This window comes from Streptomyces sp. NPDC057137, assembly GCF_042670825.1.
Lineage (GTDB): Bacteria > Actinomycetota > Actinomycetes > Streptomycetales > Streptomycetaceae > Streptomyces.
The window spans coordinates 16541-29866 of the sequence record NZ_JBHUUW010000039.1 but is presented as its reverse complement, the minus strand read 5'-3'; the positions used below and the strand labels follow the sequence as shown (position 1 = coordinate 29866).

Annotated in this window: 12 protein-coding genes; 7 read left to right on the top strand and 5 right to left on the bottom strand. The window is 71.0% G+C overall.

Features of this window, described 5'->3' with window-relative positions; all coding sequences use genetic code 11:
• Positions 1-15 precede the first annotated feature (15 nt).
• Positions 16-792: a hypothetical protein gene (locus tag ACFT9I_RS26430; protein WP_382568147.1), complete on the bottom strand. Its 777-nt coding sequence runs from the start codon at positions 790-792 to the stop codon at positions 16-18.
• 160 nt (positions 793-952) lie between these two features.
• Between ACFT9I_RS26430 and ACFT9I_RS26425 the strand changes: the two genes are divergently transcribed.
• Together ACFT9I_RS26425 and ACFT9I_RS26420 are read left to right on the top strand one after the other, a co-directional pair.
• Positions 953-1390 (top strand): VOC family protein, encoded by a 438-nt coding sequence (locus ACFT9I_RS26425; RefSeq protein ID WP_382568145.1) that lies wholly within the window; start codon positions 953-955, stop codon positions 1388-1390.
• Positions 1391-1451: 61 nt separating this feature from the next.
• Positions 1452-1919 (top strand): hypothetical protein, encoded by a 468-nt coding sequence (locus tag ACFT9I_RS26420; protein WP_382568144.1) that lies wholly within the window; start codon positions 1452-1454, stop codon positions 1917-1919.
• On the opposite strand, the gene ACFT9I_RS26415 is transcribed toward ACFT9I_RS26420, so the two are convergent.
• The 3 genes from ACFT9I_RS26415 to ACFT9I_RS26405 all read right to left on the bottom strand — a co-directional run bounded on the left by ACFT9I_RS26415 (position 1903) and on the right by ACFT9I_RS26405 (position 4787).
• A complete protein-coding gene (locus tag ACFT9I_RS26415) occupies positions 1903-2661 on the bottom strand; it encodes a class I SAM-dependent methyltransferase (protein ID WP_382568142.1) in 759 nt (252 codons plus the stop codon). The two genes, ACFT9I_RS26420 and ACFT9I_RS26415, sit on opposite strands and share 17 nt — an antisense overlap.
• 261 nt (positions 2662-2922) lie before the next feature.
• Positions 2923-3756, bottom strand: coding sequence for a helix-turn-helix transcriptional regulator (locus tag ACFT9I_RS26410; protein WP_382568139.1), 834 nt, complete (start codon positions 3754-3756; stop codon positions 2923-2925).
• Between the two features lie 80 nt (positions 3757-3836).
• Positions 3837-4787, bottom strand: a complete 951-nt coding sequence (locus ACFT9I_RS26405; RefSeq protein WP_382568136.1) for an SDR family oxidoreductase — start codon at positions 4785-4787, stop codon at positions 3837-3839.
• 293 nt (positions 4788-5080) lie between these two features.
• Here ACFT9I_RS26405 and ACFT9I_RS26400 point away from each other — a divergent pair, with 293 nt between their 5' ends.
• The gene (locus ACFT9I_RS26400) at positions 5081-5911 is read left to right on the top strand and encodes a DUF4157 domain-containing protein (RefSeq protein WP_382568134.1); all 831 of its coding nucleotides are present in this window, start codon (positions 5081-5083) and stop codon (positions 5909-5911) included.
• A 66-nt stretch (positions 5912-5977) separates the two neighbouring features.
• On the opposite strand, the gene ACFT9I_RS26395 is transcribed toward ACFT9I_RS26400, so the two are convergent.
• The gene (locus tag ACFT9I_RS26395; protein ID WP_382568133.1) at positions 5978-7324 is read right to left on the bottom strand and encodes a hypothetical protein; all 1347 of its coding nucleotides are present in this window, start codon (positions 7322-7324) and stop codon (positions 5978-5980) included.
• Positions 7325-7536: 212 nt separating this feature from the next.
• Between ACFT9I_RS26395 and ACFT9I_RS26390 the strand changes: the two genes are divergently transcribed.
• From ACFT9I_RS26390 to ACFT9I_RS26375, 4 genes are all read left to right on the top strand, one after another.
• The gene (locus tag ACFT9I_RS26390) at positions 7537-8163 is read left to right on the top strand and encodes a response regulator transcription factor (protein ID WP_382568131.1); all 627 of its coding nucleotides are present in this window, start codon (positions 7537-7539) and stop codon (positions 8161-8163) included.
• Positions 8164-8371: 208 nt separating this feature from the next.
• The gene (locus tag ACFT9I_RS26385) at positions 8372-10513 is read left to right on the top strand and encodes a VWA domain-containing protein (RefSeq protein WP_382568130.1); all 2142 of its coding nucleotides are present in this window, start codon (positions 8372-8374) and stop codon (positions 10511-10513) included.
• Between the two features lie 31 nt (positions 10514-10544).
• Positions 10545-11285, top strand: a complete 741-nt coding sequence (locus ACFT9I_RS26380) for a DUF4255 domain-containing protein (RefSeq protein ID WP_382568128.1) — start codon at positions 10545-10547, stop codon at positions 11283-11285.
• Entirely contained in the window at positions 11282-13312 is a 2031-nt protein-coding gene (locus ACFT9I_RS26375) for an ATP-binding protein (protein ID WP_382568126.1), read from the top strand. Before ACFT9I_RS26380 ends, ACFT9I_RS26375 begins: the two co-directional genes overlap by 4 nt.
• The last annotated feature ends 14 nt before the right edge of the window (positions 13313-13326 follow it).

Genomic DNA, 13326 nt, shown 5'->3' with positions numbered 1-13326 from the left:
CGGTGTCCGTCCGGTTCAGGCGCTCGGGCGCAGGAGGTCGATGTCGCTGCCCCAGGAGTCGAGGACGGTGGCGTGGCCTGCCTGTCGGGCGGCGCGTTCCACGGTCGCGAAGAGGGCGCGCTGCGTGGCGAGGTCGCCGTCGGCGACGATGCGCCGGAGCTGCGGGAACAGCACGTCCGCGGCCCATTGGGGAGCGCCCAGCGGATGGTGTTCCAGCTCCCACAGCAAGTACTTGTTGTACGGCCTGACCCGCTGGTGCAGGGCGAACACGACCGTCAGCAGATACGGGACACTCTCCGCCGCGTCGAGGTGCGCGACGGCGGGGCGGGCGTCGCGGTGGCTCTTGACCGACCGGTAGAGGGAGTTCATGTACGCGTCGAGTTCGGAGCGGACCAGATGGTGCGCCTCAAGACCTTCGAGGACGGCCTTCTCTTCGACCAGTTGCGTGATCGTGCCGTCGAGCCGGTCGAGGAGCACCTGACTGTGGACGAAGGCGTAACGGTCCCAGGCGTACGTGTCCCCGGGCAGGCCGTGGGTGCGGAACGCCGACAGGGAGAGGGCCATGACGTCCAGCGCGGCCGACCGCCGGCCCTCGGTGAGGGCCGGCGGCAGGGCCGGGCGGTCGTCGGCGGTGATCACGTAGACGTCGTGGTCGGAGCGGGCGGTCGCTATGCCCTGGCGGGCCTGGGATCCGCTCAGGACGAGACCGACCACGTCCGGGGACGCGGACGCCAGGGCGACGAAGTCGGTGAAGGACGTGAAGTCGGAGCGCTCGGTGGTGCGTTGGGGCATGGTGATCTCTCCTCGCGAGGATTCGTGCGGTCGCGGTCGTGGGCGGAGAGATCACTTCATGGGGCGTGAGGCTATCGGGCCGGGCGAGCGGGGCGGTACTGGTTTTCCGGCGTTGTCAGTGGTGCCCGATACGGTTCGTGGACACGACCTAGGAGGCACGGTGTCCACCAAGTGGAGTCTGACGATCGACTGCGCGCACCCCGGGAAGCTGGCGAAGTTCTGGGCGCTCGCCCTGGGGTATGCCGAGCCGCCCCCGCCTGCCGGTTTCGCCTCCTGGGAGGCCCAGTTCATCGACTGGGGACTTCCTGAGGAGGAGTGGGACGACGGGGCATATCTCTCGGATCCGGACGGCGTCGGGCCCAGCCTGTCCTTCCTCAAGGTCCCGGAGTCGAAGGTGGTGAAGAACCGCCTGCATCTGGACCTCCGGGTCGGCGGCGGCCGGGAGATCCCTTGGGAGACGCGGTGGCCACGGGTGCTGGCCGAGGTCGAGCGGCTGACGGCGGCGGGCGCGACGGTGGTGCGCGAGCACGAGCTGAACGGCCGGCCGGACCATGTGGAGATGGCCGACCCGGAGGGTCACGAGTTCTGCGTCGTCTGACTCCGTCGGCCTGGCTGACTCCGCCAACTCCGCTGACTCCGCTGACGAATCGAGCCTGTACGTGAGCGACAACATCCTGTCGGTCATACCGACCGACCCGCACTGGCAGCCGGACCCGGAGGCGGCCGACCGAGCGGCCGCGATCGCGGCCGAGCTGGCCCCGGGGCCGCCGGACGGCATCGAGCCCGAGGTCGAAGTCAGCTGGCACGACGCGATCACGATCGTGGACTGCGGAGCGAACCTGATGGCGATCGGGTGTCCGCGCTGCGGCGGATCGGTCGACCTCGGCTGGTGGACGGACCTCCTGGAAACGCGGGCGGACGACGGCCTGGCCACGCTGCTGACCCAAGTCCCCTGCTGCGGAAGGGAGTTGGCCCTCGACACACTGACGTACGACTGGCCGTGCGGCTTCGCCCGGTTCGAGATCGCGGTCTGGAATCCGGGACGCGGCTGGTTCACCGATGAGGAACTGACCGCGCTGGCCGACGCGCTCGGCCGACCGGTGCGTCAGGTCATGGCGCACATCTGACAGCCGGACGACGGTCCTGGAAGAGCGCCGTCCACAGGAAGGGCTCGCCGAAGTGAGGGGACTCCGGCGGTTCGTCGTGCATGCGGCGCAGTTCGATCTCGGTCAGGTCCGAGAAGATCCAGCGCAGCGACTCCGGGGTGTAGGCGAGACCGCCGTGCAGGCCGGACCGGCGGTAGAAGTCGGAGTCGGGGAGTTCGGAGCCCATCCCTCCGGACGCGAAGCAGGTGAGTGCGAGGTGCCCGCCGGGGGCGAGGGCGCGTTCGACCAGGGTGAGGTAGCTGATACGGCGGTGGGGCGGCAGGTGGTGGAAGCAGCCCGAGTCGTGGATCAGGTCGTACGGGCCCGCCGCCTCCGTACCGCCGACGAGGTCGAAGGCGTCACCACAGCGGAACCGGACCTCGACACCGGCCTCACTGGCACGCTCCTCCGCCCATTCGACGGCCGTCGGGGAGAGGTCGACGGCGTCCACCTGGAAGCCCGCGCGGGCCAGTTCGATGGCATTGCGCCCCGGCCCGCAGCCCAGGTCGAGAGCCCGGCCCGGCGGAGCGACCAGCCCCCGGTCGAGATAGGAGACCAGGTTCTCGTCGGGCTTCGCGACGAAGAACGGCACGGATTTCGAGCGGTCGCCGTAGAAGCCGTCCCACCAGTCGGCGGCACCCGCCGTCCATCGATCGGCCTCCGGCGCGAACAGGCCGTCCAGGAGCTTCAGCACGTCGTCGACGGTACGTATGTTCCGGTCCATCACATCCCCTTCCCGATATGAGGACGCTACGGTCGGTCTAAGCAAAAGGCCAGGTCAGATGAGGGATGGCGAGGGGCTTGCCGGACGCTCGACGGCCGACCGGCTCCGTGGTGGATCGTCCCCCTCAGGATGCGCCCACGCGCCAGGCAAAGCCCCCACCGAGGCCCGTCACGACGCCATTCCCGCCGTCACCCGGCGCACGTTCCGAACGCCCGCGCCCCTCGCCCACCCACCCACCCACTCCCTCGCTCACTCACTCACTCACCCGAGCTGGTCCCCGATGACGGAGAGGAGCTGCAGCTTGTCGTGGCTCTCGCTGCCCGGCGCCGCGGTGAAGACCAGGAGTGTCTGTGACTGGTCGGGGTCCACCAAGGTCTGGCAGTGCAGCTCAAGCAGTCCAAGTCGTGGGTGTCCGAAGCGCTTCGGGGCACAGTACGGCCCCAGCACCGGGCGCTCGCGCCAGAGCGACGCGAACTCGGGGCTGGCCGTCAGCAGCGCCTCCACCAGTTCGGCCACCGGCGAGTCCTTGCCGTCGCGCGTGTAGGCCCCATGGAGGTCCGCCGCGAGGAGGCGGCTGTGCGCCGCGTGGTCGCTCTCGGGACGGAGCAGCCGGGATGCCGGGTCGGTGAACCACCGGTAGTGCAGACTCCGGGCCGGGCCGGTGAACGCCGTCTCGTCGCCCAGCAGCGCGACAGCCATCCGGGTCTGCCTCAGTGTCTCCCCACGGTTGTTGACGACCTGGGCGGGGGTGTCTTCGAGCCGGTCGAGGACGCGCATGATGCCGGGGTTGATGTGGTCACCGCCCGGAACCCTTCGGGGAAGGGCATAGCCACCGAGCCGGAACAGATGGTCGCGCTCCTCGATGGACAGCCGCAGCCCGCGCGCGAGCGCGGCGAGCATCTGCTCGGACGGATTCGGCCCGCGCGGCTGCTCGATCCGGCCGTAGTAGTCGGCCGACATGTCGCACAGCGCGGCGACCTCTTCCCGGCGCAACCCGCCGGTACGCCGCCGACGCCCACGCGGCAGCCCGACATCCTCCGGCTGGAGGACCTCACGCCGCGCCCGAAGAAAGGCGGCCAGTCCGGCTCTGTCCATGATCCTCGATCCCTTTCCGTCACTTGCGCGCCCGCCCGCTCGCCCGCTCACTCGCCTGCCCGGTCGCCAGTTCGCGGACGTCAGGCTCCCCCGTACGAGACCCCTGTCAACTTCTCCGAGATCTCCCAGAGCCGCGCGGCGTCCGCCTCGCCGCGCGCCGACTTGTAGACGGTCAGTTCCTTCGGGCCACCGGTGAACTGACCTGGGCCGTCGGGGCCGTACAGCCGACCGCCCTTCGCCGCCGGGCTCGTGGCCGCGTACAGCGGCGGGAGCAGCCCCGCGTCGACGGGCTGCACGAACACACCCCAGCGGGCGAGCCGCTTGACGAGCGCCTCGTAGCGGGCGGGGCGCGTACGGCCCATGTTGGGCCCGGAGGCGTAGAGATTCGTCAACGTGCTGCCCGGATGAGCTGCCATGCTGGCGATGTGCCACCCGGCCGCGGCGCTCCGGCGGTCCAGTTCGAGCGCGAACAGCAGGTTGGCCAGCTTGGAGAAACTGTACGCCCGTACCGGGGCATACTTCCTCTTGGCCTGAAGGTCGTCCCAGTGGATGCCGCCGCCACGCGCGGCGCTGCTCGTCAGGGTGACGACCCGGGCCCGGCCCGCGCGCAGCAGCGGCAGGAGCCGCCCGGTGAGGGCCAGGTGACCGAGATGGTTCGTGCCGAACTGCAGCTCGAAGCCGTCGGCCGTGGTATGCCGGGTGGCCGGCGCCATCACCCCCGCGTTGTTGATCAGGATGTCGAGCGGTCTGCCTTCCCCGTTCAGCGTGTCCGCGAACCGTTCGACCGAGTCCAGCGAGGCCAGGTCGAGGACGCGCGTGGAAACCTCGGCCCCCGGTACGCCCGCGCGGATCCGCTCAAGCGCGGCAGCGCCCTTGGCCGGGTCCCGAGCCGCCAGCACCACCTCGGCGCCCGCACGAGCGAGCCGTTCGGCCAGCCCGAGTCCGACGCCGCCGCTCGCCCCGGTCACGACGGCGAGCTTTCCTCCCAGATCCGGTACCGCCACTTCCTTCACCGCTTTCACTGTCTTCACTGCCTTCACCAGAGAACTCCCTGCTCAACGGCATGTTTCCGCCCAGTGACCAGGGTCCTCGCAGAGACCGGCCCGATCCAGGTTCCGCTCAACCATGGACCGCCAGAACATGGATACGAACTCGCGGCCGTCCGCCCCTTCTGGCTGCCCGAAGGGGCACCGCCGGGTGCCCCGGTCGGGCCGGTGCGCGGCCTGGACGGGGAACGGGCGCGCGGTCAGGGTGAAGTGCCGGGACCGCCGCGGCGCGGGCCCGGCCGGGTAGACGGGCGACCGGTGCGGTCAGGGAGACGGTGATGAACTCACACGATCACGATCACGATCACGAGAGCGATCGCGAGAACGCGCACAACCACGAGCACGAGCACGATCGGGGCCACGACCGTCCGCCGGCGGGTGGTGCCCCGGACGAGCGGACCCACCATCTCTACCGCGCGGCGGCCACCGGGCGTACCGACGTGATCGGCACCGCCGGGATGGGCGTGCTCCAGCGGGCCGTCGGCAACGGCGCGCTCGGCCCGGTGATCCAGCGGGCCCGCAGCGGTGCGCCGGACCAGGCCGAGGAGGAGCGTCGTTCGCCGGTGCACGATGTCGTGTCGTCCGGCGGCTCGCCCCTCGACACGGAGACCCGTACGGATCTGGAGAGCCGGATGGGCGCGGACTTCTCCGACGTACGTATCCACAACGACTCGGCCGCCCACGAGTCGGCGAAGGGTGTCGGCGCGCACGCGTACACCGTGGGCAACAACGTGGTCTTCCAGCGCGACGCGTACGACCCGTCCTCGCCCCAGGGCCGTACCACGCTCGCGCATGAGCTGACCCATGTGATCCAGCAGCGCGAGGGGCCGGTGGAGGGCACGGAGGCGCCCGGCGGCATCCGGGTCAGCGACCCCTCGGACCGGTTCGAGCGGGAGGCCGTCGCGAACGCGGACCGGGTACTGACCGACCCGGCACCGGCGTCGGCCCAACCGCCCGTCGCCGCGCCGACCCCCGCCCCGGCGGCTCCCGCCGTACAGCGAGCGGCCACCGAGGACGAGGAGGAGCAACCGGCCGACGTCCAGGGCTCGTTCGTGCAGCGGGCCGAGACGAAAGGCCCGGAGGAGGAGGAAGAGGCGCCGACTGCGTGATGCCGTGAGAGCGTCGTTGGCTCGGGGGCGACGCCTGCCCTCGGCCGGGACCGTCGGCCCGCTCCCTCAGCCTCCCGTCGCCGGCCTCATCGTCCCGCCCAGGAACAGCGACTCCGTGCACCGCGAGGGAGCAGGCGCCCCCACCGGCCTGCCGATCCTCCGGCAGTCGATGGTCATCGTGACCGTGCCTCCCGCGGGCACCACGATGGGGGTCACGAAGTGGTAGTCGGAGTCGCGGAAGTTCTCCAGCCCCAGGCTGAGCACGCGGGTCTCGGGCCCGGCCGAGACGACGACCGTTCCCGCGTCACCCTGCGGGTTCTGCACGACGAGGTCCGTCAGCTGGAACGTCTGGCCCGCCGGTACCCGCAGGGCCGTCCCGGTGTTCGCACCGCCGCCCACCGAGTCGCTGACCCGTACCTGCGCGCTGGTCGGGGCGTTCGCGGCGGCGTCGTCCGCCGAGGGGCCGGGGCTCGGTGACGTACTGGCCCCGGGCCCGCCGTCCGTGCCCGCCCCGGCGGAGTCGCCGCCCGCGGAGTCGCCGCCCGCCGAGTCCGCGCCGCCCGGGTCTCCCCCGTCCGCCGACCGGCTCGGGTCGGCCTCGACCGCCGACCGTACCGCCTCGGGTGTGACCGCCTCCCGCGCCGCCGATTTCACCGCCGGGCGCAGCAGCGCGTACCAGAGGCCGACCAGCGCGATCAGCACCACGGCGGCCACGACGAGTGCCCGGGGCAGCCAGCTCGGCAGGAGAGGTTCCTGCTGGTAGGAGCCGTCCACCAGGACGGGTTCCGGGGCCTCCTGGCCCTCGGCCGCCGCTTGCGGGGCGGCGGAGACCTGGAAGGGGTGCGTGACCGGCGCGCCGCGCCACATGCGCTTGGCCGGCCGTACGCGCACCTTCCCGAACTCGGCGCGGCCCGGCTCGATCCGGAGTTCGGGTACGGCGAAGTCCACCCGCGCCAGTTCGGTACCGGGCTGGGCCCCGAGCCGTACGGTGACGGGTGTGTTGCCCCTGTTGTCGACGGCGAACCGGTGCCTTCCGCTCCGTGACCCGTGCGAGCTGCGCGGTACGAGTTCGGCCGTCGTCTCCGTGAACGGCAGGACGGTCACCCGGCCCTCGGGCACGACGGTCCCGCCCTGGTCACCGGTCGGCACCACGCGGACGCCGAACGGTGTCTCGCCCGCCGGCACCGTCGAGTCGCGGGGCGGGCGCAGCATGAGTGACACGGTCCCGGAGTCACCCGGATAGAGGGACAGGACGGCGGGCTCCACCGCCGACCAGGCGGCGCACGCGCCGACCACCTCGAAGCGGTACTCCTCAACGGTCCGGCCTGAGTTCAGGACCTGCAGAGGAAGGGCCGTCTCCTCGCCCGGCTCGGCGGCGACGGACGTTTCGTCGAGGCTTGCGGTGAGACTCATAAGGCGGACCGTAGAGTCGGTGAGCGGGTGTGACATCGGCCGGGAAGGAACACTTTCGGGCAGATTCGCTGCCCGTGGCAACCTTTCCGTTTCCTTGTCCGGCAACGCGGGAATCTTCAGTCAGCCTCACAACGGATGGGGCAGTCAATTACAGCTGTGAGGCTTGTGCCTTCCTGTGACGCCTACGGCTGTTGCCCAGGGGGAGCATTCGCATGGAGCGCACCACTGTCGCGTTATGGGCCCAGGATCCGATATCGCAGGCGGGCGTGGCCAGCCAGTTGAGGGCCCGTCCCGAGGTCAGTGTCATGGAATGGGACGACGAGGACGTCTCGCCGCAGGTCGTGGTCATCGTCGTGGACGCGGTCGACGAGGACGCGCTGAGAACGCTGCGGCACATCCAACGCACCGCCGACTGCCGCACCGTTCTGGTCACGACGGACATCGACGAGCAGAAGCTGGTGAGCGCGGCGGAGTGCGGCGTCGCCGGCGTGGTCAGACGGTCGGAGTCGACGCCGGAGCATCTGGTGCATGTCATCGGGACGGTGGCGCGGGGTGAGGGGCATCTCCCCTCCGACCTGCTCGGACGCCTCCTCGAAGAGGTCGGCAGGCTGCAGGGTCAGGTGCTCGGGCCGCGCGGGCTGCACTTCACGGGTCTGGCGGCGCGTGAGGTGGATGTGCTGCGGCTGGTCGCCGAGGGTTATGACACCGCGGATATCGCGACGAAGCTGGCCTATTCGGAGCGCACGATCAAGAACGTGCTGCATTCCGTGATGACCCGGCTGCAATTGCGCAATCGCTCGCACGCGGTGGCGTACGCGATGCGCCAGGGCCTTATTTGATCTCCAGGGCCTTTATCGATCTACGCGGATTGCCCCAAAGGGCAGCCGCGCCTTCCCGTTGAAGTGGCTCGACTTCCGCTGTGCGTACGGGGGTTGTACGGGACCGTACAGGCGCGGCGGCATGTCCGGGGCCGTACGAGACGGCACGTACGAGACGGTTCGCGGAGGCGGCTCGCGGAGGCGGTTCGCGGGGACGGGGAGGAACACTGTGCGGTGGATTCAGCCGGGGCTTCGGGAGCGGTCACGCGCGCGGACCCGGCACGGCGGCGCCGGGCGCGCGGCGGGTCTCGTCCTGCTCCTCCTGGCCACCGGTCTCGCGCCCGCGTCGGCGGTTTCGGCGACGGCGACGGCTACGGCTACGGCTACGGCTACGGCTACGGAAATCGGGACCGCTGCGGCCGTGCCCGTACCTCCCGAACCGTGGGTCACGCCGGCGACGCTCGACGAGGCGCTCGACCCGGGCGGTTCGACGGGTGTGACCAAACAGGTGCGAACTCCGGCGATCCCGCCGAGGCCCGATGTGGTGCTGCTGGTGGACGGCACGGCCAGCATGGAGGAGCCGATCACGAGCGTCCAGGACAATCTGCCCGACATCACCGACAAGATCCGGGCCGAGGAGCCTGATTCACGTTTCGCGGTCGCGACCTTCGGTGACCAGCAGGTGGATGAGCCGAACGCGGGCTTCCGGGTACTCCAGGAGCTGACGGAAGACATCGAGCTGGTCCAGACCGGTGTCAACGGGCTACGAACAGACCTCGGCGGATTCAGCATGGGCCCGTCGGAGGACTGGATCAACGGCCTGTGGGAGATCGCCAACGGCGCGGACGGCAAGACGGTGTTCCGTGAGGGCGCGAGCCCGGTCGTCGTCCTGGTCAGCGATGCCTCCAGTCACGCACCGAGCAACGGCCACACCATCGACGACACGATCGCCGACCTTCAGGACAAGGGGGTCCGGGTGATCGGTATCGAGGTGGACAGCGACCGGGGGGACGGCCTGAACGGCAACGGGAACGCCAACAACCCTGATTTCCCGGGCCAGATCGAAGATCCGCCGACAACTCCCGGCCAGGCCAACCGGATCATCCAGGCCACCGGTGGCCAACTGCTGGAAGGCATCCAGCCGGACGCGACGGCCCAGGCGATCATCGACGGCTTCGACAATCTGCCCACCACCGTCGGCCACCGACTCGACGACTGCGACCCGCATCTCAGCGTCACACTGGACCCGCCGACGAGGCAGCTCAGCAGCGGCGGAACCGCGCAGTTCACCGAGAACGTCGATGTGTCGGCCGACGCCCCCCAGGGCACGACCCTGACCTGCACGGTGCAGTTCCTCCAACTCGGCGCCCAGGTACCGGGGACGGAGAAGCTCGGCCCCGCCGCCGTACCGGATCCCGACTTCCAGCAGAAGATCAGCATCGCCGTGAACGACATCAACGACCCGGTCGTCACGGTGGACGACCGCACGGTGAGGGCGACGGGCGACGACGGAGCGCGTATCACCTTCACGGCCACGGCCACGGACGCCCAGGACGGCGCGCTGCCGGTGACATGCGACCCCGGATCCGGTGCGCTCTTCCCGGTCGGGACGACGTCGGTCACCTGCTCGGCCACGGACTTGGCGGGCAACACCGGTACGGACACTGCCCAGTTCGAGGTGCTCGAACTCCCTGTGCCGCCCGCGCCCCCCGTGCCGCCGACGTCGGACCTCGCGGTGCGGGCCGACGTAAGCCCGGACCGTACGTACGTCGGCCGCCCGGCCCGCGCCCGGTTCACGGTCACGAACGCGGGACCGGACGCGGCGACGGGTGTCGTGCTGGCGGCGACCTGGCCGACGCCGTCCCGCAGCGCCGACCGGACGCTGCCGGCCCTGAACCGCTGTACGGCGGCCCGGCCGTGCACGATCCTCGCCGGAGGCCGTATCGAGGTGACGCAGACGGCGACGTACCGCGCGGCGATCACGGGCGACGTACGGGCCACGGTGCGCGGCACGCTGCCCGACCGCCGTACGGCCGACAACAGGGACACCGACCGGCTGCGCGTCCTGAAGCCCTCGCTCGAAGTGACCCCGCTGGTCGCCAAACCGGGCCAGCCCGTGCTGGCGCGGGGCAAGGACTATCCGCCCGGCGAGACCGTACGTCTCACCTGGTCCCTCGGCATCACGGCCGACAGGTCCGGTATCCGGGTGGGCCGCGACGGCACCTTCGAGGTGCAGATGCTGGTGCTGCGCAAGGACACGCTCGGTCCGCGCGTGCTGCGGGCCGACGCCACCGACCTGCCCCGGCTCCAGAAACCGGTCCTGGTGGTCCAACGCAACCTGCAGCCACCGGACTTCGCGGGCCGGTCATGAGCGGAGCGCCGACGACGGGAGTGGCCTCCGGATGATCCATGAGGTGGACGATGTCCTGCGGGCCCTCATTCGGGCGGAGGTCCTCGAAGGCGGCCAGATCGCGGTGGTGTTCGACGCGCCGACGAGGGAGTGGGCCGCCAAGGTCAACGCGCCGATGGTCAACCTCTATCTCTACGACATCCGCGAGGACATGCGCCGGCGGGAGCGCGGTCTGCACAACGAGTACGACGAGCGTGGCGCGATCGTCGCACGCCGCCGCCCGCCGCGTTTCTTCAAGTTGTCGTATCTGATCACGGCGTGGACGAAGCGTCCGGAGGACGAACACCGGCTGCTGTCCTCGCTGTTGGCGTGCCTGCTGCGGTACGAGGCGCTGCCGCCGGAACGGCTGACGGGGTCCCTGGCGGAGATCGGGGCGGCGGTACCGCTGTCGATCGCGCTGCCGCCGCCGGAGGACCGCTCGTTCGCCGATGTGTGGAGCGCGCTGGGCGGGGAGTTGAAGCCCTCGCTGGACCTGGTGATCAGCGTCCCGGTGACATCGTCGCCGGTCTACGAGGCGGGACCGCCGGTGGGCGACGACGGGCTCCGGGCTCGGTTCGGGGACGTACCCGCGCGGGACGAGGGCGAGACACAGGGCCAGCCGGGCCGTAAGGGGCTGCCGGTGTACGGGTCGCGGCCCGGCCGGCCGCACCGGGACCCGGCGCCGCCGCGGTCGTCCGGCGCCGTCCGCATCACGGAGACGCGCGGCACGGCACCGGAGGAAACCGACGTATGACGAGCTTGCGACACCTGCTCGCCAGGGCGGTCACGGTGGAGCAGCGTGTCCGCCGTGCGGTGGAGGCGAGGCAACGCGTCGACCCCGACCCGGACGACGCGTTCAGGGGCCTGTATCTGACGGAGGAGAACGTCGCGAGGCTGCTGGACGAGGAGGGGGCCCGTTCCTTCCCACCCCTCGACGGACAGCTGATCGATGAGGTGCCGGACTCCCGACTCACCACCCTGGCAACGGAGTTCGGCCTCACCGCGCTCGACGTCGAGATCCTGCTCATCGCGCTCGTGCCGGATCTGGACGACCGGTTCGAGGCGTTCTACGGCTACTTGAACGACGACGTGACCCGCCGCCGCCCGTCCATCGGCCTGGCCCTGGGCCTGTGCGGCTCGCCCCCGGCGGACCACGCGGCCCGTGCCCGGCTGGCGGCCCGATCCACACTGCGGGCCGGTGGACTGCTGCTGGTCGAGGACCTGGAACGGCCTTTCCTGAGCCGCGCGTTACGGGTCCCGGACCGGGTGACGGCTCACCTCCTGGGCGACGACACCCCCGATCCGCGCCTGGCGGACCTGCTGGCCCCGTGGCACGCGGTACGCGGCGTCGGCGACCCGGCCCCGCTCGCCGGGGTGCTGGCCGACGGTGTCCAACTGGCGTACCTGAGCGAGGACCAAGGCGGCGCGGGTACGGCGCTGGCCGCGTCGGCGCTCGCGCTGGCGGGCCTGGGCGTGCTGGGCCTGGACCTGGCACGGCTGGCCGAGGATCCGGCGCCGGCGGATGCGGTACGTGCCCTGGTCCGCGAGGCCCGTCTGACGAACGCGGGCCTGGTGTGCGCCCCGCTGGACGCGGTCTTCCGCGAACACCCGCACCTGCTACGCCTTCTGACGGCCACTCAAGTCCCCACGATCCTGGTGGGCCGGGCCCCGTGGGACGCGTCGTGGTCCGTCTCTCCCCCGCTGCTGCTGCACGCCCCACGGGTGGAGCCGTCGGCGCGCGGGGCGCTGTGGACGGACGCGTACAAGCAGTGGGCCCCGACGCGGCTCCCGCCCGCGATCGACGCGGACCGCCTGCTGGCCCCGTTCCTCCTCACCCCCGAACAGGTCACGGGCGCGGCCCGCTCCGCCGCCCAGACGGCGCGCCTGGCGGGTGGCGTGCTCACCCCCGACCATGTACGCCAGGGGGCTCGCGCCCAGAACGCGGCGGGCCTGGACCGCCTGGCCCGCCGCATCGAACCCACGGTGACCTGGACCGACCTGGTCCTCCCCACCGACACCCAAGCCCAACTCCGCGAACTCACCGCCCGCGCCCGCCACCGCGACCGGGTGCTCGGCGAGTGGGGCATGCGCCCGGGAGGTGGCCGGGGCCGGGGCGTATCGGCCCTGTTCGCCGGCGACTCGGGCACGGGCAAAACGATGTCGGCGGAGGTGATCGCGGCGGATCTGGGCCTGGACCTCTACACGGTCGATCTGGCGACGGTGATCGACAAGTACGTGGGCGAGACGGAGAAGAACCTGGAGCGGATCTTCACGGAGGCGGCGGGCGTGAACGGCGTGCTGCTCTTCGACGAGGCGGACGCGATCTTCGGCAAACGCTCGGACGTGAAGGACGCGCACGACCGCTACGCGAACGTGGAGAGCGCGTACTTGTTGCAGCGGATGGAGTCCTTCGACGGCCTGGCCATCCTGGCCACAAACCTCCGCGCCAACCTGGACGACGCTTTCACCCGCCGCCTGGACCTGGTAATCGACTTCCCGATCCCGGCTCCGGACCAACGCCTACTGCTGTGGGAACGCTGCCTGGGCCCACTGCTGCCGCGGGGCACGGACCTGGACCTGGACTTCTGCGCGTCCAACTTCGAGTTGGCGGGCGGCAACATCCGCTCGATAGCGGTGACTTCGGCGTACTTGGCAGCGGACACGGGGGAGGCGGTAACGATGGCAACGCTGATCCACGCGATCCAACGGGAGTACCAGAAGCTGGGCCGGCTGACGCTGGCGTCGGAGTTCGGGCCGTATCTGGGGCTGGTGCAGGGCTGAGCGCCGCGCCGTCA

Bases quoted from the DNA above. Each gene is read 5' to 3' on its own strand.
- ACFT9I_RS26430 (WP_382568147.1), bottom strand. From the start codon at position 792: ATGCCCCAACGCACCACCGAGCGCTCCGACTTCACGTCCTTCACCGAC.
- ACFT9I_RS26415 (WP_382568142.1), bottom strand. From the start codon at position 2,661: ATGGACCGGAACATACGTACCGTCGACGACGTGCTGAAGCTCCTGGAC.
- ACFT9I_RS26400 (WP_382568134.1), top strand. From the start codon at position 5,081: ATGAACTCACACGATCACGATCACGATCACGAGAGCGATCGCGAGAAC.
- ACFT9I_RS26375 (WP_382568126.1), top strand. From the start codon at position 11,282: ATGACGAGCTTGCGACACCTGCTCGCCAGGGCGGTCACGGTGGAGCAG.
- ACFT9I_RS26380 (WP_382568128.1), top strand. From the start codon at position 10,545: ATGATCCATGAGGTGGACGATGTCCTGCGGGCCCTCATTCGGGCGGAG.
- ACFT9I_RS26390 (WP_382568131.1), top strand. From the start codon at position 7,537: ATGGAGCGCACCACTGTCGCGTTATGGGCCCAGGATCCGATATCGCAG.
- ACFT9I_RS26395 (WP_382568133.1), bottom strand. From the start codon at position 7,324: ATGAGTCTCACCGCAAGCCTCGACGAAACGTCCGTCGCCGCCGAGCCG.
- ACFT9I_RS26410 (WP_382568139.1), bottom strand. From the start codon at position 3,756: ATGGACAGAGCCGGACTGGCCGCCTTTCTTCGGGCGCGGCGTGAGGTC.